This is a genomic window from Streptomyces sp. NPDC048506, from assembly GCF_040651315.1.
GTDB lineage: Bacteria > Actinomycetota > Actinomycetes > Streptomycetales > Streptomycetaceae > Streptomyces.
The window spans coordinates 62,590-82,636 of record NZ_JBEZIX010000038.1 but is presented as its reverse complement, the minus strand read 5'-3'; the positions used below and the strand labels follow the sequence as shown (position 1 = coordinate 82,636).

Annotated in this window: 20 protein-coding genes and 7 pseudogenes; 21 read left to right on the top strand and 6 right to left on the bottom strand. The window is 68.7% G+C overall.

Going from position 1 to position 20,047, the window contains the following annotated elements:
* Positions 1–32: 32 nt before the first annotated feature.
* Positions 33–545: pseudogene (locus AB0C96_RS28100) on the bottom strand (site-specific integrase); the annotation flags it as partial.
* Positions 546–554: 9 nt separating this feature from the next.
* Between AB0C96_RS28100 and AB0C96_RS28095 the strand changes: the two are divergent.
* From AB0C96_RS28095 to AB0C96_RS28085, 3 genes and pseudogenes are all read left to right on the top strand, one after another.
* A pseudogene (locus AB0C96_RS28095) lies at positions 555–953 on the top strand (transposase family protein); the annotation flags it as partial.
* Positions 954–972: 19 nt separating this feature from the next.
* Positions 973–1,071 (top strand): annotated as a pseudogene (locus AB0C96_RS28090) (VOC family protein); the annotation flags it as partial.
* A gap of 150 nt (positions 1,072–1,221) precedes the next feature.
* On the top strand, positions 1,222–1,698 hold the full coding sequence (locus tag AB0C96_RS28085; RefSeq protein ID WP_362921014.1) for a DUF6210 family protein: 477 nt from the start codon (positions 1,222–1,224) through the stop codon (positions 1,696–1,698).
* Between the two features lie 9 nt (positions 1,699–1,707).
* On the opposite strand, the pseudogene AB0C96_RS28080 reads toward AB0C96_RS28085, so the two are convergent.
* Positions 1,708–2,059 (bottom strand): annotated as a pseudogene (locus AB0C96_RS28080) (transposase); the annotation flags it as partial.
* A 41-nt stretch (positions 2,060–2,100) separates the two neighbouring features.
* On the opposite strand from AB0C96_RS28080, the gene AB0C96_RS28075 reads away from it, so the two are divergent.
* On the top strand, positions 2,101–2,589 hold the full coding sequence (locus AB0C96_RS28075; RefSeq protein WP_362921048.1) for a hypothetical protein: 489 nt from the start codon (positions 2,101–2,103) through the stop codon (positions 2,587–2,589).
* 396 nt (positions 2,590–2,985) lie between these two features.
* Entirely contained in the window at positions 2,986–3,501 is a 516-nt protein-coding gene (locus AB0C96_RS28070; RefSeq protein WP_362921013.1) for a hypothetical protein, read from the top strand.
* A 13-nt stretch (positions 3,502–3,514) separates the two neighbouring features.
* On the opposite strand, the pseudogene AB0C96_RS28065 reads toward AB0C96_RS28070, so the two are convergent.
* Positions 3,515–3,664, bottom strand: a pseudogene (locus tag AB0C96_RS28065) (ATP-binding protein); the annotation flags it as partial.
* 163 nt (positions 3,665–3,827) lie between these two features.
* Here AB0C96_RS28065 and AB0C96_RS28060 point away from each other — a divergent pair.
* The 4 genes from AB0C96_RS28060 (at position 3,828) to AB0C96_RS28045 (ending at position 7,094) form a co-directional block, all read left to right on the top strand.
* Complete coding sequence (locus AB0C96_RS28060; protein WP_362921011.1) at positions 3,828–4,871, top strand: tyrosine-type recombinase/integrase; 1,044 nt, start codon at positions 3,828–3,830, stop codon at positions 4,869–4,871.
* Positions 4,868–5,188, top strand: coding sequence for a helix-turn-helix transcriptional regulator (locus AB0C96_RS28055; RefSeq protein ID WP_362921009.1), 321 nt, complete (start codon positions 4,868–4,870; stop codon positions 5,186–5,188). Before AB0C96_RS28060 ends, AB0C96_RS28055 begins: the two co-directional genes overlap by 4 nt.
* Positions 5,189–5,659: 471 nt before the next feature.
* Entirely contained in the window at positions 5,660–6,832 is a 1,173-nt protein-coding gene (locus AB0C96_RS28050; RefSeq protein ID WP_362921007.1) for an integrase, read from the top strand.
* Between the two features lie 31 nt (positions 6,833–6,863).
* Positions 6,864–7,094 carry a DUF6228 family protein gene (locus AB0C96_RS28045; RefSeq protein ID WP_362921005.1) on the top strand — a complete coding sequence of 77 codons (231 nt, stop codon included), beginning with the start codon at positions 6,864–6,866 and terminating at the stop codon, positions 7,092–7,094.
* A gap of 339 nt (positions 7,095–7,433) precedes the next feature.
* On the opposite strand, the gene AB0C96_RS28040 is transcribed toward AB0C96_RS28045, so the two are convergent.
* The gene (locus tag AB0C96_RS28040) at positions 7,434–8,336 is read right to left on the bottom strand and encodes a LysR family transcriptional regulator (RefSeq protein ID WP_205361464.1); all 903 of its coding nucleotides are present in this window, start codon (positions 8,334–8,336) and stop codon (positions 7,434–7,436) included.
* Positions 8,337–8,494: 158 nt separating this feature from the next.
* Here AB0C96_RS28040 and AB0C96_RS28035 point away from each other — a divergent pair, with 158 nt between their 5' ends.
* From AB0C96_RS28035 to AB0C96_RS27985, 11 genes and pseudogenes are all read left to right on the top strand, one after another.
* On the top strand, positions 8,495–8,800 hold the full coding sequence (locus AB0C96_RS28035; protein ID WP_362921003.1) for a DUF1330 domain-containing protein: 306 nt from the start codon (positions 8,495–8,497) through the stop codon (positions 8,798–8,800).
* 166 nt (positions 8,801–8,966) lie between these two features.
* Positions 8,967–9,143 carry a hypothetical protein gene (locus AB0C96_RS28030; protein ID WP_362921001.1) on the top strand — a complete coding sequence of 59 codons (177 nt, stop codon included), beginning with the start codon at positions 8,967–8,969 and terminating at the stop codon, positions 9,141–9,143.
* An 11-nt stretch (positions 9,144–9,154) separates the two neighbouring features.
* On the top strand, positions 9,155–9,583 hold the full coding sequence (locus tag AB0C96_RS28025) for a phage major capsid protein (RefSeq protein ID WP_362921000.1): 429 nt from the start codon (positions 9,155–9,157) through the stop codon (positions 9,581–9,583).
* Between the two features lie 119 nt (positions 9,584–9,702).
* Positions 9,703–10,224: a transposase gene (locus AB0C96_RS28020; protein ID WP_362920998.1), complete on the top strand. Its 522-nt coding sequence runs from the start codon at positions 9,703–9,705 to the stop codon at positions 10,222–10,224.
* A gap of 390 nt (positions 10,225–10,614) precedes the next feature.
* Positions 10,615–11,094 carry a cupredoxin domain-containing protein gene (locus tag AB0C96_RS28015; RefSeq protein ID WP_362920996.1) on the top strand — a complete coding sequence of 160 codons (480 nt, stop codon included), beginning with the start codon at positions 10,615–10,617 and terminating at the stop codon, positions 11,092–11,094.
* Between the two features lie 2 nt (positions 11,095–11,096).
* Positions 11,097–11,597, top strand: a complete 501-nt coding sequence (locus AB0C96_RS28010) for a hypothetical protein (protein ID WP_362920995.1) — start codon at positions 11,097–11,099, stop codon at positions 11,595–11,597.
* A 4-nt stretch (positions 11,598–11,601) separates the two neighbouring features.
* Positions 11,602–12,171: a DUF6529 family protein gene (locus tag AB0C96_RS28005; RefSeq protein WP_362920993.1), complete on the top strand. Its 570-nt coding sequence runs from the start codon at positions 11,602–11,604 to the stop codon at positions 12,169–12,171.
* Positions 12,172–12,771: 600 nt separating this feature from the next.
* Positions 12,772–13,149: pseudogene (locus tag AB0C96_RS28000) on the top strand (ketoreductase domain-containing protein); the annotation flags it as partial.
* Positions 13,150–13,417: 268 nt separating this feature from the next.
* A complete protein-coding gene (locus AB0C96_RS27995; protein ID WP_362921046.1) occupies positions 13,418–13,843 on the top strand; it encodes an acyl carrier protein in 426 nt (141 codons plus the stop codon).
* A complete protein-coding gene (locus AB0C96_RS27990; RefSeq protein ID WP_362921044.1) occupies positions 13,836–14,774 on the top strand; it encodes a cytochrome P450 in 939 nt (312 codons plus the stop codon). The genes AB0C96_RS27995 and AB0C96_RS27990 overlap by 8 nt, the downstream gene beginning before the upstream one ends.
* Positions 14,775–15,047: 273 nt before the next feature.
* Positions 15,048–16,616, top strand: coding sequence for an alpha/beta hydrolase (locus tag AB0C96_RS27985; RefSeq protein ID WP_362920992.1), 1,569 nt, complete (start codon positions 15,048–15,050; stop codon positions 16,614–16,616).
* Positions 16,617–16,794: 178 nt separating this feature from the next.
* On the opposite strand, the gene AB0C96_RS27980 is transcribed toward AB0C96_RS27985, so the two are convergent.
* Together AB0C96_RS27980 and AB0C96_RS27975 are read right to left on the bottom strand one after the other, a co-directional pair.
* On the bottom strand, positions 16,795–17,514 hold the full coding sequence (locus AB0C96_RS27980) for a hypothetical protein (RefSeq protein ID WP_362920991.1): 720 nt from the start codon (positions 17,512–17,514) through the stop codon (positions 16,795–16,797).
* A 708-nt stretch (positions 17,515–18,222) separates the two neighbouring features.
* Positions 18,223–18,501: pseudogene (locus AB0C96_RS27975) on the bottom strand (transposase); the annotation flags it as partial.
* A gap of 530 nt (positions 18,502–19,031) precedes the next feature.
* Here AB0C96_RS27975 and AB0C96_RS27970 point away from each other — a divergent pair.
* Entirely contained in the window at positions 19,032–19,679 is a 648-nt protein-coding gene (locus AB0C96_RS27970) for a DUF1707 domain-containing protein (RefSeq protein ID WP_362920989.1), read from the top strand.
* The last annotated feature ends 368 nt before the right edge of the window (positions 19,680–20,047 follow it).

Genomic DNA, 20,047 nt, shown 5'->3' with positions numbered 1-20,047 from the left:
CAGCGGGCAACGGTCCGCGCCGAAACGGGGCCTCAGCGTCGGCCGTCGCCGGGCGCAAGCAGGCCGGTGAGCCCCGCGATCGCCTCAGGGGAGGGCTTGAAGCAGCGGCGGACATTCTCCGCCCTCTTGTGCCGGGCCTTTGCCATCAGCATCAGCTCAGACACGCCCTGCTCGCCCAGATGCGCCAGCCCAAAGTGGCGCCACTCGTGCAGGTCCCAACCGGTGCCGGGCCCGCGCAGGGCGGTGTGCTGGCCCAGCAGCGCGCGCTCCTGCCCGTAGGACAGACGGGCCAGGCCGGTGTCCGGGCGTACGTCCCGCGCGGAGAGCGCCTTGCCGGGGCCGGGACGCCGGTGGGTGACGAAGACCGGCCCTCGGGTACGGCGCCGCAGCAGCCGGGCCGCTCCTGCATCCCAGTGCACCGTCTCCAGCACGAACTCCACACGGGCGGCGCCACGACGGCAGACCTTCGACTGGGCCCCCTTCGCCTTCACCGGGCAGCGGCAGCCGGCCAGGTCCAGGACCTCGATGTTGACGTCCAGGATCTCCATCATCGTGGTGGCGACGTTCAACGGAGCCGGCCTTGGCGGCTGCCGTTGGCGGACAGCGTGCTACTGGTGGCGAGGTATTGGCCCACGAACCTCACGTTGTGGCAGGTGGCTCCGCTGTTCGGAGTCTCGAAGTCCGCTGCTGACAGAATCCTCGATCACCTCAGCACCTCTGCCGGCGATCTCGCCGGCCCGCAAGAACTACCCAGCCCGCAGCAGGAGGTGGAGAACACCGTCCATCGCCGAGCCCGCCCCAGAGTGGAACACGCCGTGTCCCCCCTGAACCGGAAGATCCCGCGGGACTGCCGCCTCAAAGGAAACGGCGTTCACCAAGCCATGCTCGGCATCTCCCGACCACACCCTGGCCTTCACCCGGTAACTCACACCCCACTACGGGACAACCTCTAGCCCAACGGCAAGAGGCGCTCTGGGAGCCGTCAAGCCCGAATCCCAGCCGGACCCCGACCGGTGGCGGGTCCTGCTGGATCCCGCAGGCCACCCGTTCTGCATCTCCACCCTGGTCTGAGCACGACCTTCCCTCCGAGACTGGTGCACATTTCTCCGGACCTGGTGGAGCACTCAGAACAGTACGGGGACACATGCGCCGCCACCCGCACAGTGTTGCCCGTTCCGGCGTGGGCCTGACTCAAACTATGCCGTGTGCCAGCGCGCCGACGTGGAAATTGTCGTTGAGCTCGTGGTCAGCGGCCGGAAGACTGCGGCCATGAGCTCTCGACGTTTCGTCTTCCTCGATCCTGACGGCATGAGTGCTGGTGGCTGGCTGTATGTGGTGGTCGAGGCGAAGACGGGGGTCTTCTATCAGCAGCAGTACGGCGGAACCGCCTGTCGGCAGGGGCAGGTCGAGGGCTTCTTGGTGCCGCTTTTCGGCCCTGATGAGCTGGACGCGTTGCGCGAGCTGTTCGAGAAGGACTTCTGTGGTGCCGGCACCTGGAACTACGCGTGGCCGGATGACGAGCGGGAAAGGCTCCGCGAGATCATCGGAGCCATCCGCTACTGGGCATGCGATGGGACCGCCGAGGAGCCGCGCCCTCTGCGCCTGGACGAGAGCCGGATCCGTGAGGCCGATGAGGCCTGGGTGCCGGTGATCACGCCGGATGGCCCGGCAGTACTGGTGTGGTTCAACTCGGACTGACTCCGGCGATCAGCCGTCCGCCCTGAGCCAGAGAGTCAGCGCTGCGATGATCACCCCGGCCCGGTAGGGGGCCGCCAGTTTGTCGAACCGGGTTCCCACGGCGCGGAACTGCTTCAACCAGGAGAAGCGCCGCTCGACAACGTTCCACCCCCGGTAGGCGGACATGTCGAAGGCCGGCGACCGGCCACCCCTGCCCGCGCGGAGGGCTCTATTGGCGATCTGGTTCCGGCGCTCGGGGATGGCCGTCTTGATGCTTCGACGCCGCAGCAGATGGCAGATCTTCCTCGACGAGTAGGCCTTGTCCGCCACCACCCGGTCGGGTTTGGTGCGCGGGCGTCCGGAGCCGGTTCGCCGCGGGCAAGGAGCGGGCGGGGCCTACGGCAGAATCACGCTGTGACGTCCATGGGGGTCCTGGCCGAGCTGCAAGCCGGCATGGCAGAGCTGTCCACGCCGATGCGGGTGTACGTGGCGGCTGGACGCTTCACTGAGCCGGAAGCCGACCTGCCAGAGCTGGCGGCCCGCATCCACACACTGCTGGTCGCGATCGCGGCGGACGAGGCTTGGCGGCGCTTCCTGGCCGGGTACGCTCCGCCGTCCGTCCCTGAGATCTGCGCCGCGCTGGAACCGGTGGAGACGCACAGGACCGCCTCGTTCCTGGCCCAGGTCGCGGCCGTCGACCTGCTCTGGCCGAGTCACCGGCACTTGCCCATCGAAAGCGCCGAGCGCGCGGCGGAACGGGTTGTGTCCCTGCTCGGATCGGAGGCCAGCTGGTGGACCAACCACGACGCCGAATGCGGCGCAGTGAACGGGCTCACCCCTCTGTTCGACAGCCTGCTCGCAGGGACGGACGGTGAGCACTTCGCGCTGGCCTTGCAGATCGCCGACGACTGAGCGCCCCGCCCCGAAGGGGTGATCATCAGTGTCTTCTGTGTGGGGCGCATGCCATGCACCAACGATGCCCGCATTCCAGCTCATCGACGCCGCGGCGCACTCCAGCCCGCTGGCGACTCGCCACAGCCGTTCGGACTGGTGCGCGCCCGTCTGTGCTCGCTGGCGCGCTTCCTCCCTCAGAGCGGCGAACGCCTTGCCCGCCCGCTCGTACTGGCGTAGCTGGTCGGCTGGCTTCGTTCACTTCAAGCAGCAGCGTTTATCCATCGGCCTGGGCGATGGGCGGTCGGCGGGGCCATGAATGTTCACGAGAAATGACGTCACTTCGTGGGACAGTCCGCCGCCCGTGAGGGCAGCGGGACTGCCGAGGTGGGGCCTGCAGGGTGTCAGAAGCTGTTGATGGGCCCGGACCCCAAGAAGGCGAACGCCGTCGTAAGGGTCGATGAGGCTGGCCTGACACGCTACTCCCGCGACCTGTTGATGTGGACGATCCGCATGCAAGGATCGGAGGCGATCGGTGGGCAGCTGCACGGGACGAACTACCGGCTCGTCTTCTGCTCACATTTCGCCAATCGCGCCTGCGGCCGGTTCAGTATCTTCCTGCCTGTCATTTCTGGGGTGCGCGATACCTCTTGGGGGATCACGAGGCAGATCGGGGTCTCCACGGGAACCCACCAGTTCACGTTCGTCGCGTGGGGGATCCCCGCGCTGATGGGCGCGATCGAACGCCTCCGCCAGCACTGGAGCCCCGACCAGGTGGTGTGGCGTGTCGAAACCGCGACGGCGGAATACGCCAAGCTGGGCGAAGGACTCGTCCCACGTCCCAGTCAGGCACTCAGATCGGACATGAGCCCCATCGAGTTCGTGGGGGCGATGGGGCTCATGGAGCTTCAGGAGCTCGCCCGCGGGGCTTGAGCTGGACAGCTTCTCAGCCAGCCTTGGCGGGTTCCTCCACCCGGGCTCGGGTGGAGGCGAGCCGGTAGGAGTCGGTGCCGGTCTCGATGATCGTGCCGTTGAAGGTCAGGCGGTCGACGATGGTCGCGCAGAGCCGGGGATCGGTGAAGTTCTTCGTCCAGCCATCTGGGGCTGGCACTTGTTCCCTCGTCGGGGTTGGTCGTGTGGGCAGGCCGTTTCCCTGTTCTGGGCTTCTCGTTGATCCTCGCGGTGGAGGGCGGTTTCTCAAGGTGCCGCCTTGATCCGCCGGGTGCGAGGAAGGTGTAAGGGCGGCGTCCGGTCTGAGGGTGATCGAGGGCGGCGGGGTGTGCGCCGGGCCGGTGACGCCCGATCCGTGGGAGTTCCAGGCGGAGTGCGTCGAGGCGTTCGTCGCGTCGTGGCGGGCCCGCGGGTTCAGCCCGGTGACCGTGGAGAACGACCTCGGGCTGCTGGAGCGGACGCTGACCGCACTCGGACGTCCGGCGTGGGAGGTAACGCCGGAGGACATCGACCGGGTGGTCGGCGACCTCGCGACTGCCGGCCGGGCAGCGTCCACGCGACGTGAGTATGTGCAGACCTTCAAGGGCTTCCACCGGTTCCTGCAGGCGCGCAAAGCTGCCGAGATCGAGGCCGGGTTCGGAGCGCGGCTGGTCTGCCCCGTCGACGAGTTCAACGCGTCGCGGCATGTCGGCGACGATTCCCCGGCCCTGCTGCCGCCGCCATTGCCGGAACGGGTCGACCAGTTCTTCGAGTTCCTCAAAACCAGGATCGCCACCGCCCGCAAGTATGCGCCGGCCGCGCGAGACTACGCGTTGTTCCGGACGCTGTATCACGCCGGGCTGCGCTCAGAGGAGGCATCGCTGCTGGACCGGCCGGACGTGCACTTCTCCCGGGGACCATTCGGGAAGCTGCACGTGCGGTTCGGCAAGGGCGCCCGGACATCGGGTCCGCGTCCGCGCTGGGTGCCGATGCTGGACGGGCTCGATCTGGTTCTGCGCTGGTTCCTCGACGATGTGCGGGGCAAGTTCCCTGATTCCCCGGTGCTGTTCGCCGACGAGTCCGGCGGTCCGCTGCACCGCGGGACGATCCGCAACCGGCTGCGCTATCTCATGGAGCTCGAGGGCCGACCCGCCCAGGACCGGTTCAGCCCGCACGCGCTGCGGCGGGCCTGCGCGACGCACAACTACGAGCGCGGCGTCGACCTGGTTGCGATCCAGCAGCTCCTCGGACACTGGACCGTCGGATCGACGATGCGATATGTCCGCCCGTCGGCGACGTTCATCGAGGACGCCTACCGCCGTGCGGTCGCCACCACCCTCGGCGAACTCGCCAGCGGGGAGGCCGGCGCGTGAAGATCCGGTGGCGGCTGCGGATGGCCGCAGCCCAGCGTGAGGTGTGGACCGGGACGCAGTTGCAGCGACTGCTGGCCGAACGCGCGGGCCTGAAGTTGTCGTCCGCGTCGGTGTCCGCGCTGTTCACCAAGGAACCCTCCCAGGTGAAGATGTCGACCCTCATCGCGTTGTGCACCGCGCTGGAGTGCACCCCCAACGACCTCTTCGAGGTCGACACCACCCCGGTGGAACAGCCAGCCCCGACCACGCGGCCAGTGGCCGAGCCACTCAAGGCCGTCGCCGGGGCCCCGCGGGGCCGATCCATGCCGCCCATGTGACGGGGACACAACACCATGGGGAAGCGCCAGCGCCACTGCACCGGCTGCGGGGCGCCGGTCGGCATTATCGGCCGCGAACTGTGCTGCCGCTGCACCGCCCGCCGCGCCGACGTTGCAGCCCGGTCAACGTGCCCGGGGTGCGGCAACCAGCGGATCGTCCAGCCGGATACCGGCCGGTGCATCACCTGCTCGCGGACCTGTGTCGACTGTGGTCACCCGGTGCGCGGCAAGACCACGAAGCAATGCCGGGACTGCCGCCGCAAGGCCGAACAACAGGCCGCGCAACAACCGTGTCCGCGATGCCGACGGCCGGGATATCTGCGCGAGGACACCGGATGGTGCGGCCACTGCTCGCGCCCCCGGCAGGCCAAGCAGCCGCCTCGTCCGTGCGTCGAATGCGGGCAGGTCCGCCGTCACGCCGGTCTCGGCCTATGCTCCGCGTGCTGGCAACGCCACCCCGACCGGCCGTTCGTGCACGTCGACAACCTCATCGCGCGGCTGGGGGAACACCCCGACTGGTTGCGGGACTTCGCCGCCCATGCGGCCGCGCGGCACTGCCCCGGCCGTGCCTGCACCATGCTCACCTGCCTGGGACGGCTCCTGGCCGACGGCGGACCCACGCATCCCCAAGCCCTCCTCGAACGCGCCCGCCGCCCGGGACGTTCCATGGGCAGCCTCGCACGCGCCTTGGAGGACTTATTCACGACGCGGCGCCTCGCGCTGCCCACCGACCAGTGCGAACGCCTCGCGGACGGCCGCCGCCGACGGCGCATCGACGCCGTCCCCGAACCTCTGCGACCGACTGTGGAGGCGTTCGCCGCGTTCGTACTCAACACCCGTGAACGGGCCCGACGCGCGGGAACCCGGCCCCGGGCCGACTCCACTGTCGAGACCACTCTCGCCGTCGTGCGGGACCTGGCCTGTTTCCTCACCGAGCAACGGGCCAAGCGTGACTGGGCGGTGGTCGACGTCCATGACCTGGAGGCGTTCCTGGCGACGCTGCCCAAGTCTCGCGCCCGGCGCCTGATCGTGCTCGGGCAGTTCTTCCGCTTCGCACGCTCACGAAGGGTCGTGCTGGTCGATCCGACGCGGGGGCTTGGTTTGCCGAGCAACCGCGGCTTCCGAGGCCGGACCCTGGCCCTCGACGAACAGCGGGCCCTATTCCGCCGCTGGACCCTCGGGCCCGATGTCCACCCCCACGAAGCCGTGTTCGGTTTGCTTGCGCTCCTGCACGGCGCCTCCAGCAAAGAGGTCCGCACCCTCACCGTCGAGGCCGTCGACCATCACGCTCGGACCGTCCGACTCGGCGACCGCCCGCATCCGGTGCCGTTGGACCCGGCATCTTGGACCGCAGTGCAGAAATGCCTCGCCCATCGTGGCGGCCAGCGGACCGAGAACCCGCATGTGATGGTGACCAAGGGCACCAAGGCCGGACGCGGATCCGCGTCCACCGCCTATATCAGCCACGTCCTCGACCCGTGCGGCGTCCCGCCCCGTATGATCCGCAGCACCCGGCTTGTCGACCTGGTCAACACCATGGACCCCAAACTCGTCGCTGCCGCGTTCGGCATGGACCCCGAAGCCACCATGATCTACCTGGCCGACCGCGTCGACGCTGGCCGGCTGCCCGAACAACCACGGTGACGGCCGCCGCTCAGCGGCCTATCCTTCGGCGATGAGTACCCCCGATGCCCAAGCAGCCGAACCTCCCGAAGTGACAGTCCGTTGCCTGGACGGCCCTGGGACCGTCCTCCGCCTGACGCAGCGCTACCGACCTGACGAGAGTGGCATCGGATTCGCTGTCGAGGCACGCGCCGAGGGGCTTCAGGCCTGTGTCGACGGCGTGGAGGTCTGGGTCTGGGACGAGCCGCATCTCGCGGACTTCTTCGTTGAGCTCGTCATCTAGGGTGCCCAGCAGGTGTCAGGCAAGTCAGGCAAGTACTCCGGAGCGAACTTGCCTGAGTGATATCCAAGGGTCTGTTAGGCAAGTTCGTGGTCTCGGTGCCATCGCGCGCAGTCGGCAGCCCAGTCGGCTCGGGTCCGTTGGAGTGCTTGGTACAGCCGCTCGGCAGGTACCTCGAAGGCGCGTTCGTGCTCAGGCTTTCGGATGCTGATCCGCCGGCGTAGCGAGGTCGTGTCGGACATTCAGCAAGACCGCCGTCGTCGTCATCACCGCGAAGTCCGCCGGGCGCAGGGTCTTCGGCCTCGCCACCGCAGACGTCCGTCTCGCTTGACCTCTTGCGCGTCAGTCCGGCAGCCAGTGCAGCTCGTGCGCCAGGGTTTTGGCGACGGCACGGATGCGGCGGTGTAGTGGCGACTGCTCGCGTGGGAGGACCAGGTGGATCGTCAGGCTGGGCGCGCCCCGCAGCGGTCGCCAGGTGAGACCGGCCGGTTGTGCCGTGGCCGCGGCTTCTCCGGCCGGGGCGAGAGTGACCCCGTCGCGCAGGTCGCGCTGAGACATGTCGAAGGAGACTGCGGGCGTGTGGAATCGGGGGTGTGGTCGGGTGTCTCGGAACAGTGCGGACAGCTGATCGTGGATCACGGGGTTGGCCGCACGGTCCGGGAGTCGCAGCGGATACGCGGCCGCGTCGGCGATCTCGATCTCCGGGTGTTCGGCCAGCGGATGGTGCTGCGCCAGCTGGACCCCGATGCGCGCACGCCGCAGCAGGAACCGGCGCACGCCACGGCCCGGCTGTTCACCGCGGGTGATCCCGGCATCGATGCGGCCGTCGGCGACCGCGGGGGAGATCTCCGGTGTCGCCATCGGGACCGCGCCGACCTCGAGTCCGCTGTTGCCGCGAATCAGCCTGTCCACCAGGGCCGGTGCCGTCTCGGCCCCGGCACTGAGGCTGTATCCGATGCGCAGCGTGCCCAGTTCACCGGCCGCCGCGCTCCGGGCGGTGTCCCATGCCCGATCCAGCGCCGCCAGCGCGGGCGGCGCGGACTCCGCCAAAGCCGCACCGGCCGTGGTCAATACGACGCTGCGCGTGTTGCGGACCAGCAGGGCCGTACCGAGTTCCGCCTCCAATCGGCGCATCCGGGCGCTGAGTGCGGGCTGTGCGATACCGATCCGTGCGGCCGCGCGGGTGAAGTTCAACTCCTGCGCCAGCACCAGGAAGTACCGCAGGCTCACCGTATCCGGCGCCACGTGCCCTCCCTGCCGATTGATAACGATCCGTTCTGAGTCTATCCCGTACCGGTCTTTCCCTCGACCGCACATCAAGCCCTAACCTGCGCATGCCGGGATCGATCGATCTGAGTGTCAATTCGAAGTCAGACGTGTCCGGCCGAACACAGGAGGTTTCCATGCCTAAGGGCTACTGGGTCAGTGTCTACCCCGCCATTTCCGACCCTGAGAGGCTGACTGCCTACGACCAGCTGGCCGGTCCGGCTGTCCAGGCTGGGGGCGGGCGCGTCCTGTCCCGGATCCCGTCCCGTGGCGGTCGAGTCGTCGCCCACGAGGCCGGAATCACGCAACGCGTCGTTCTGATCGAGTTCGACAGCTTTGAACAGGCCGTCGCGGCATACGAGAGCGAGGCATACCAGAAGGCGCTGGTGGCCCTCCCCGACGGCGTCGGGCGCGACTTCCGCATCATCGAAGGCATCGACTGACCGGCGGGCCCAGCCATCGCTGAGCATCCGTCACCTGAAACGCACACAGTGCTGGCCACCGACGCGCACCGGACCGACTTCCCGATCGTCACGGACGACCCGCCCTCCGCGTGGGTCAACGAGGGTGACCCGATCATGCGGAGACCCGCAGCTTGCCGGGATCAGCGTGGTCAAGTCGAAGGTTGCCGGCATCACCACGATCACGAACGAGATGGGGCTGGGCTCCAACCCCGATGTAACCGAAGTCGTCCGCCAAGGTCTTGCCCGCTCGCTGGCTGTGCGCGTGGATCAGGCGTTCTTCGGCAACCTCCCCGCCCCGGCTCCGCCGGGCTCATGTCCCTGAGGGACGTGACCGTGATCAACGCACAGCCGGGGTACGGCAACCTCTATGCGTTCGCGTCGGCCCAGTACAACGCCGAGAACCACGGCATCACGGTTACCGCGTTCGTCACCCACCCCGACGACGCCCTGTTGCTGGCGCAGCTCAAGGACGAGAAGACCAGCAACCGGCCGCTACTCGGCATAGACGCCAGCCAGCCCGGCCGCCGCACCGTCTTCGGGGTACCGCTGCGCACCTGCCGCGCGGTCGAACCCGGCACCGTATGGGCCATCCCGCAAGAGATGATCTACGCCGTTCTCGGGCGCCTCGAACGCCTCGACATCTCCACCGACGTCATGTTCAACAACGACATGATCGCGCTCCGCGCCGTCACCGAAGTCGGGTTCGCGTTCGTCTACCCGCATCACCACCGCGTCCTCAAGCTGACCCAGCACGCAAGGTGAAGTTTCCCCGTGATCTCGGACACTTGATCGTTACGCCGCGAGGGCGTGCTGTTGCCGCTGCCTGGTCTCGGCTGGCGCCCAGCCAGCGAGGTGTCCGCGTCATCGGCCCGGTCCGGCCCATGACCCGCCGCACAGTCCAAGCAACCGGCTACGACAAGGCGTCCTTCAGCATCGACTGGGACGCTCGCCGGGCAATCTGCCCCGACGGCGCCCACAGCCGCTACTGGACCGAGGGCCTCGACAACAACAAGCGACCTGCGATCCGGATCCGTTTCGCCACCGAGACCTGCGCACCCTGCCCCTCCCGTGCTCAGTGCACCAACTCGACACGCTACGGTCAGCAGCTCACCGTCCGTCCACAAGATCAAGACGCTGTCCTCGAACGCGTCCGCGCCGAGCAGGCCACCGAGGAATGGAAGACGGTTTACGCGATCCGCTCCGGCGTGGAAGGCACAATCCACCAGCCGGTCACAGCAGCCGGCGCTCGCAGAACCCGCTATACAGGACTACGGAAGACCGCCCTCGCACACGTTCTCACAGCCACTGCCGTCAACCTGCTCCGCCTCGATGCCTGGTGGACCGGGCAACCGCTCGCCCCCACTCGGACATCACACCTCGCCGCCCTCGACCTCGCCGCATAGGCAATTGGGCAACGGGGTCATCGAGAGCTGGTACAACCTGCACCGTCTGCATAGCAGCCTCGGCTACCGGAGTCCCGCCGACCACGAGACCGCACTCGCAGCCTGACCACCACACCAATGGTGTCCGTCAAAGCGGAACAAGCGCACCAGTACCAGCCGGTGAGTGGCCCCTGGGGGCTGGGCGCCCCAGCCTCATCACCGTGCCGCTTCGGATTCGACTTTCGCCTACATGGGGCAGTCGGTCACCGGTCGCGGTTCGGGCTGCGGCCCCTTCACTGCTGATGGTGGCCTCGGTGGACCGATCGGGTGATGGCCCGCCCTCGGAGAGTGTCGACGTTGGCGCGGCCGAGAACGTGAGCCAGTCTCGTCGCGGAAGGGAGGCCCCCAAACATGGCCGTGCACTGCTTCGGATCTCCGCGCCCCGCCCGCGACGGAGCGAAGTTCCTGGCGCTCATCGCGCTGACCGCCGCCACTGCGTGCTCCAGCGGTTCGACCCCGGCCCCGACCCAGAGTCCGAGCGCGAAGCCGGCCACGACGATCACCGTCACGATGAAGGAGTATTCACTGGCCCTCTCGCCGGCCCAGGCAGCCGCGGGGACCGTCACGTTCGTCGTGGACAACGCCGGCGCCGTGGCACACGCACTGGCCGTCGCGGGGCCCGGCGTGTCAGATGCGCACACCTCGACCGTCCCGCCCGGCGGCCGGGCGCGGCTCACCGTCCCCCTCAAGGCCGGCAGCTACGAGCTGTGGTGTCCCATCGGCAAACACCGGGAACTCGGCATGGACACCCACCTCCAGGTCGGCGGGAAGGGCCCGGCGTCGCCGGCCCCCGGCAGCGCCACCGCGACCGCGACCGCGACCGGGCAGTAGCGATGGCTCCCGAACCCGGCGCCCGCCCGCACCGCACCGCCATCGGCCGGCGCACGGTCGCGCGCGTGCTGCTCCAAGTGGTGACCGCGGCCGCACTGGCCGTGAACGCCTACGTGCACGCCGGCCTCGCCGCTGCCTTTGACCCGGTCGGGCAGCAGATCAGCCAGGGAACGCTGTTCCGCCTCGAAGCCGCCGTGGCGTCCCTGGCCGCGCTGCTGGTCCTGCTCCTCGGTCGCCGGCGGCCGGTGTGGGCGTTCGCCTTCCTGGTGTCCGTCTCCGCCCTGGGCGCCGTGCTGCTCTATCGGTACGTGAACGTGGGCCCGCTCGGTCCGCTGCCGAACATGTACGAGCCGGTCTGGTGGCCGGATAAGACCGCCAGCGCGATCGCCGAGGCCGTCGGTGCCGTGACCGCGCTCGGCGGCTTTCTGATCACCGGCCCGCGGCGCTCTGCGTCCACTCGGGCCGGCGCTCCTCGGGGCGACAACGCCGACGGCGGCGGGTGATCACGTGCAACGCCTGACCCTCCGCACCGAACCCCGGCAGTTCCTGGGGCTGCTGTGGCTGCTGCTGCCCCTGGCGGTGACCGCCGCCCTGGTCTGGTACGGCCTGGTACACACCCCGGAGCGCGGACACAGCCTCTTCGCGGCGCACGGTCCCCACGCCGTCGTCCTGCTCAAGACCCAGTTGGGCAGCGCACTGATGGGACTGGCCCTGATCCAGCTGCTCCTCGCGCTGTGGATGTACGGCCGGCTGCCCGGCCTGCGCGCCGCGCCGCACCGGGTGGGCACCGTGCACCGCCTGATCGGTGTGGTCGCTTTCCTGCTCTCCGTCCCGATCGCCCGGCAGTGCATCATCGCCTACGGCGTCAGCCTGACCGGGCCCCGCCAGGCCCTGCACTCGCTCGCGGGCTGTTTTCTCTACGGGGCCTTCGTCGCCAAGGTCATCGTGGTGCGCCACCGCCGCTGGCCGGGCTGGGCGCTCCCGCTCGCCGGTGGCGCGCTCGTCACGGTGGTCGCCCTGGCCTGGTACTCGGCGGCGTTCTGGTACCTGAACGGCTTCCAGCTGCCCGGCCTGTAGGCGGACAGCGCCCGATCGGTGCCGTCGTCGGCCACTATCGGCAGTGGTCACAGCTCGCCAACCCGCCGCCTTCCCGAGGTGCGAGGTGACCGGTTCGCGCGAAACCCGTTCCGTTCCTTCGGGGCGTTGGTGCCGCCGGTCTTGAGGTGCCCGGCGCCGCCACACCTCGTGGCCGGGGGGCGGCACCGACGGCCGGCACCAGGGCGACGTTGGCGTGCTTGCGGGCCCGGCACTGCAAGCGCGCGCCTTGTATCCACGCGCGCGATCGATGCCCCAAAATACGACATATGTGCCATGTATGAAAAAAATGAACGTATGGCACATGGCGCTGAAGGCAAGCGAGAGTAGTGCCTCGTGATCGCCAAGCTGCTTGCCAAGTTGCCCTTCACCCGCAACTACGGTGCGTACGGGGCCCACGACTGGGGCACGCACGCCGGCGACGACAGGGTGTGACCACACGGTCGGCGGGCGCCCCCCGGGCTCCCACCGGCTCCTGGCCGCGCTGCCGACGATATCGGCCTGACTGGTGCGAGAAGGCAGGGGCGATCCCATGGGCCGAGTGAATGAGCCGCCACGGTTTCCCGGAGGCCGCTTCGCGGCCTGGAGCCGCGACCGGCTGGCACACCTGGATCACCGGCTTCTACAACACCCGACGGCTACACAGCGTATGCGGATACCGGAGCCCGATCGACTACGAACGAAACCACCAGGCCGACCCCGCCGTGGAGTCGGCCGCCTGAAAGATCTCCACAACCCGAGGGGATCGACACCGCCGTACTGGCCCCCGAAGCAGGCGGCGCACTCGTGCTGGACCAACTCACCCGCGACCGTAACCTCGACCTGTTCCTCCTGATCTCCTCCGACAGCGCCTACGTTGGCAACCTGCACCAAGCCCCCTACGTCGCAGGCAACCTCTTCCTCGAAGCCCTAGTACGGCAACGGCGCGCAGCCGGACTCCCCGCCCAAGCCATCGTCTGGGGCGCACTCGGCGAAACCGGATACGTCATCCGCAACGACCTGACCGCCCAACTCTCCACCATCGGCCTGGAACCCCTCAACCTCCGCGACGCCTTCGCCGCCATGAACGACCTGCTCACCCGCGACACCCCGGTGGCCGGAGTCTCTCGCTTGAACCGGGGCCGGGCCCTCGCATTCGTCTCCGCCCTCGGCCTCCCGCGCCACAGCCTGCTGATGCCGTCGCACGGCGAGAACCGGCGGCCGATCCCACGAGGAGCTCCTCGCCCAACTGGCCTGCCTTCCGCCGGAAGAGACGCGCGTCGCGCTACAGGCCGCCATCACCCAACTGCTGGCCGGCGTCATGCAGATGGACCCGGACGCCCTCGATCCGCACCACAGGCTGGACGAATACGGGCTCGACTCCCTCATGGCCACCGAACTCCTGATGGCGCTACGCCATCAATTCAACATCGACATCCCCCGATGGAACTCCTGCGCAGCGGCCGCACCATCGACGGCCTCACCACCCTGCTCCACCTGCACCTCGGCCTGGACAACGACCAGGCCACAGCCGCCGAGCCCACCACCCCGCCCACCGACCTGCCCGGCCAGCGCCCCCCACCGCCGAAACTCCCCAACCTCCCGCACTGCCCCAACCACGAGCCTGAGAGTGACAGCGATATGCCACCACGGCCACCCGCACGAGCATCGGTAGCCTGGCCGCCCTGGTCGCCGCCACCCCATGCCCCAAAGCGGCCCAACCCGCGGGGCAGATCCCACACTGGCTCTTCGGCTACGACGCCGCCGCCATCGCCACGTACAGCGCCCTCGCCCTCCTGGCCAGCCACCCCGAACACGCCGACCGGGTGCACACCGAGATCGACAGCATCGAACCCAACCGGCCGGCCACCGCCGACGCACCACCCCTGCTACGAGCCTGCACCCTGGAGTCGCTACGGCTGTGGCCCACCTCGCTGGCCATCCTCCGCGACACCACCGCGGAGACCACCTGGCACGACGGCACCACCACCCCGCCCGACACCGGCGTCGTCTTCTACAGCTCCTTCTTCCACCGCGCCCCCCAACATCTGCCGCACGCCGACGAGTTCGAGCCCGACTCCCCCTCGCCCCGCCGGCCCCACTGCCCCACTGCCCCACACCATCGACCACACCGCCCTCCGCTTCGCGCTGACCCCCAGGTAGCCGCGGTGGCGACGGCGTGTCGGCCTGGCGCTGCAGATAAGTGCTGGCCCGGGCGCAGGCGAAATCCCGGCGAGGCTGATCTGGGGCATCGCCAACAGGGGCACTCCGGTGGCCGTCGTCAACAGGCGGCCTGCCTGCGCTCGGTCTGCCACGGCACCAGGCCTGCGATCGCCAGCAGGACCGCAGGGCCGATCATCACGTGCCCGGTCAGCGGAGGTATCCAGGAGACCTGCCCGGGCTGGCCGCGACTCAGCCATATCAACGGCGATGCGCACGCCACAGCGACCATGGAAGTCGGGCAAGCCAGGACGCAGAGGACCCACAGCCTGCTCGGCGCGCACACCAGGACGACGCGCTGTAGGCGACCCAGCGCAGCGGGTGGTCATGTCCCTCAAGGATGGCCACCAGAAGCGGCGTCGAAATCGCAGCACCGGCCGCGATGAGCGCGTAGGGGCGGCCCGCTTGGAGAGAGAACTGCACCGCTGGCAACAGTCCGTATGCCAGTCCGGCTGCCAAGCCCGCCCAGGGATGCGGAATGCGGTCCGCAGCGGTCTGGATCTTCGCCGGCCGTGACGCCCACCCCCAGGTGATGACGTTACGCATTCACCCGTCCACGCTGCGTGGGCCCCGTATCCGACTGTGACGGAGGAAACAGCGCAATTGCCGTGACTCTGAGCATGCTTCCCCGCGGGGGTAGCGAGAGAGCGAGAACGGCGATGCCCAATCCCCGCCAGTCCAAATCCTTGACGGCCGGTGTGCTGGCCGTCACCACCTGTGTGGTGACGGTGTGCGGTGTCGGAGGCGCCGCAGCGTCCCAGCCCGACGATGCCAAGGCCGGGAACACTTCCGTCCCGGCACTGCCCGCGCACTTCACGCAGCAGAGAGTCCAGTGGACGGCCTGTGGCGTGAACGTCACACCCAAGGCCGTACCCGGTGCGGAGTGCGGCTGGGTGAAGGTGCCGGTCGACTACGCCGACCCGGACGGGAAGACCATCGAACTGCGGGTGTCACGGGTGCGGGCCAAAGACCCCAGCCGTCGGCTGGGCTCTCTGATCTTCAACCCCGGCGGGCCCGGCGAGGGCGGTGCGGGCTTCGTGGCCGACGGAGACTGGCACGCCGGCTCACAGGCTCGGGCCCGCTACGACCTGGTCGGCTTCGACCCGCGAGGCATAGCCGGTTCCGGGCAGATCAAGTGCCCCGACGGTGCGCCGGAGGAGCCCGAGAACCCGCCGCGTACCGAAGCGGAGGCCGAGAAGGCGTTCGCCGACGCGACCCAGCAGGCCCGGGCTTGCCAACGGGCGAGCGGCGCCGTTTTCGCGCACATGGACAGCGTGAGCGTGGCGCGCGACCTGGATGTGCTGCGTACGGTCCTCGGCGACGCCAAGTTGAACTACACCGGCGTTTCCTACGGCACCTTCCTCGGTCAGCAGTACATGAAGCTGTTTCCCGACAAGGTGGGCCGTTTGGTGCTGGACGGTGTGGTCAACCCCGCCGCCGATATGCAGCAGGTCACCATGATCGACGTCAAGATCTCCGAAAGCGCGTTGCGTCGATACGCCCGAGACCTCGTCGCGCGCGGCGATGACCGGCTGGGGGACACAGCCGGGGAGGTCGTGCGGAGGCTCACCCAGTTCGCCAAGGAGCTGGAGCGGAAGCCGCTACAAGCGGCCGACGGCGCGGAATTCACCGACGCCACCTTGTCCAGGTACCTGAGAACGGCCCTGAATGACGAAGAGAGCTGGAAGCAACTGACCGACGCCCTGGCGGCCGCCCTGGACGGCGACGTGAGCGCCTTCCAGCATTTTGAACCCGGTACTGACAGCGAGAGGCCGACACCGCAGGAGGAGCAGGCCGAGAAGAACATGTCCATGAGCATGCCGGCGGTGCTGTGCCTGGACTCCCCGTCAGCGCCGAAGTCCCCGAAGGGGATGCTCCACACCGCCAACGCGTTCGCCGAACAATCACCGCTCTTCGGCCGCTCCTTCGCCTGGCAGATGATCGACTGCGCGACGTGGCCGCTCGCCCCCACCGGCGTGGTCGGGCCGATCAAGGGATCCGGGGCCGCACCGGTGCTGCTGGTCTCGTACACCGACGATCCGCGAACTCCGCTCACCAACGCGCAGGCGGTGCAACGGCAGTTGGACAACAGCTCGCTGCTCGTACGCAAGGGCCGGGGACACGGGGCGTACGCCTCGGAGCATCCGTCCACGTGCACCGACCGTGCCGTCGACAGGTATCTGGTCGGGGGAAAGCTGCCGGACAAGGTCGCCAACTGCTCGAGCTGACCCGTGGAGGGCGGCGCATGCGCGACACGGCGACGAGTTCGCGGACGGCAGGGCGGCAGGGCGACGGGCGTCGTGGGCCGGCACCAGCGCCTCCATCAGATGGGCCCATCCCGGCCAGACCGGGGTGCGGCGGCTGCCCCGCCGAACCCCTCCGCGGCACTGCCGCACGGCCAGCCGGCTACTTCGCCTGCTGCACCCCTGCCACGATCTTCTTGGTCAGATCGAGGCCGGCGGCGCCCTTGTCGCTGGACTGGACGCTGTAGAAGGTCGTGACGACGACGTTCCCGACCCGGCTCGCCACCAGCGTGGTGCCGCCCTCCCACTCGGGTGCAACGAGCTCGGCCTTGAGGGTCTGGTCGCCCACCTTCGGCACGCTCACGGTCTTGATCGTCACCGAAGCCTTGGTGTCGCCCGAGGTGTCCGTGAAGTGCGCGCAGTGCTTGAGGACCTGTCCCAGGCGCTTCATAACCGTCTGCGCGTCCGTGCCCCGGAAGCTGTCGAGCTCCTGGTTGAACTCCTCCTGGGAGGCGTTGGCGAAGTCGCCCTGCGCGAAGCCGGCGCCCTCGATGCCACTGGTCTGGATCCAGGCGCTGGCCTCCAGTTTCGGGCAGGCGCTCGCCAAGTCGACGGGCTTCTTCGCCGACGAGGCGGCCAAGGTACCCCCGGAGTCGCGGGTGGCCTGCGGGTCGGCCTTGTAGCCCTTGGGCAGCGCCTCGACCGGCAGCAGCAGGGACTTCAGCCGGGTGCCGTTGAGCAGGCGGGTCTCGGGGGCGGCGGCGCTGGCCGACGGGGCGGACGTGTCCTTCGAGGAACTGCCGGAGCCGCCGGAGCAGGCGGTGAGGGCGAGCGGCAGCGCAGCGGTCGCGGCGACCGTCGTCAAGGCACGACGAAGCTTCATGAAGCCTTCTTCTGGATCGAATAGCGAAGTCAGGAAAGGAAGAGGGCCGTCGCGGTATGGGGGTGCGCGGTGCGGCAGGCGCTGATCGTAAGGGTGTGCGGCCGTGTCGCCCAACGATCCGCAGCAGGCCGACGGGTGGCGGCCGGGGAATCGCTGGGGAGAATCTCAGCGAAACCGGGCAGTTGCCCCTGGTCTTCGAGAATTTCCTATGGCAACCATCACGCCGCCAGGCACCCAGCACCCGCGCCAGGCCCGGCCGCCGCGTCAGTGATCGTTTGGCATGATGCCTGTGACACCGACGGCATGGGAGTGGAAGACGGTGGCTTCTCGTGACGCTGAGGATGGGGCAGCCCGCACTGACGGAGCATGGTTGTCCCTTCTCGCCTGATCTGGCCCCAAGCCGTGCTCGTGACCTGCGGCGACCAGAACGGCTGAGACTGGCAGCGGCCCGGGATCTCAACTGGTCCGGTCCGGTGTGCGCGGATGCCGCACGTCGTCCCAGATGATCTGGTCGCCCTGGTGCCCCGTCCCGCGACGGTCGTCTCGTGGGACGCAGGTCTCCGGTGGTCTCCGGCTCCCCGTGACCTTCGCGGAGAGCCGGAGAGAGGCGGACGCATGTCCTCAGCTGAGGAACCGGGGACCGACGACGTCGTGGATGTGGCATCCGGGTTGGTCATCGCCGAGAGCTACTCCTTCATCCTGGTGGACAAAGAGACGGAACCGCAGTCGGCGGGGTTCCCAGAGCCGGGCTGCGCCGGTCAGGGCGAGCATGGTCATCCACGCCGGCAGGTCGAGTGCGATCTGAACGATCTCCGGCCAGACCCTGTCCTGCGCGGTGTGGTGCAGGGGCAGGTTGCGCAGTCTGGTGGTCCTGGCGGCCCGGATCCGGTCTTCCGCTCGGGCGCGCAGCCGGTGACGGAGCTCGAGCTCGGCGATCGGCCGGTCAGGGGTGTTGGTCGCGAAGCAGGTGATCCGCATGCCGTCCGCGCCCACGTTTTTGGAGCATCAGTACCAGTTCGCTCCCCCGAAGGAGGAAGCCGTGAATCCTGCACTCGCACTCGCGCATCGACCCTTTGGATTCGAAAAGCGGCGGCACGATACGGACCCTCTCCCGTTGGCCGCGCAGAAGGTTGACGTCATCGCCCGACGCTCAGCACGGCCGCAAACGGGGTGGGCAGCGTGAGCGAGCCCACCGATGCATCAGCCGACCGTGCTCCGGGACCGCGCACCAGCCCCCTGGCGCCCCCATCCGCGACGCCACCAGCCGAACCAACGGACCGGCCAGACGCCGTTGCCCCCGAAGTCGAGCCGGGCGTCGCCGCCGAGACGTCTACCGAGACGATCGGTCCCGGGTCGCAGATGCGGTATGTGGACCTGACCGGCAGCTGAGAATCGACGTCGGCCATCGGCTCTCGGCGATGGGGCAACCGGGATCCGTATCGCGATATAGCGCTAGTCTTGCACTCGCGCCGCTACCTGCGTTGCGCGGAGACGTTCGAGGGGACCAGGACGGAAGCATGTCGGGAGAGATGTCGCCCACCGAGAAGCGATCCAGCCCCAGCTCGTCGCCCGAGCTGCGAGCCTCTCACGCAGACCGGGACCGGGTGGCGGATGTGCTGCGTATCGCGGCGGGGGACGGCCTGCTGAGCACGGACGAGTTGGACGAGCGCCTGGAAGCTGCCCTGTCGGCGCGGACTCTGAGCGAACTGACCCCGCTCACCGCCGACCTGCCTGCCATCGGCCCAACTGGGGCAGAGGTCAAGGACGTAGTCCGGATCGAACAGGTCCACAGCGGCGCGGTCGAGCGCGTGGGGCACTGGGTGGTGCCGCGCACGCTGGAACTCGCGGTGACGTACTGCAAGGTGACGCTCGACTTCACTGACGCCGTAATCACGCACGACACCTTGCGGATCGAGATGGGCATGACAGGGAAGACCCTGACGCTTATCACAAGGCCAGGCGTCGTGGTCGATACTGATGGCTTGCAGCTGGCACACAGCAAAATCAAGCACCGTCAGGCTCCGACGAACCCTGATACGGCGGTCACTTTGCGGGTGGAACTGGTCGGCCAGAAGGCTCACGGCCGCGTGGTGGTGCGGCCCGGGCGCCGGACGTTCGGGCAGTGGCTGCTGCGCAGGCCCAGGCCCCTTTCTACAGGTAATTGACTTCATCGCGGTGAACTGCCGGCGGGGCGATCGCTGGGGCTCTCCACCTCGGTGACGTTCTGGCACTGCGGGTGCGGCCGCCGCCGAAGTGCGCCTGGTCAGCTCGACTGCTCGGTCCGGTCGGCTTTGCCGCGGGCGAGCTTGTAGGACTCGGCGCCAGCCTCGATCAAGGTGACGTTGAAGGCAGCGCGTTCACGATCGCCGTGCAGCCTCCCCCTGCTGACGGTTCTTCAGTGCTAGGTGCTCGCGGCCGTCATCGACCACGAGGGGGTCCACGGGACGCTGCGGAAGCCGATCCGGGCGGCAGGGCGCGAGGCCGGTTCCCGCTGGAAGACCGGGGGCCGCGGGGGTGTGGTTCGCAAACGGCC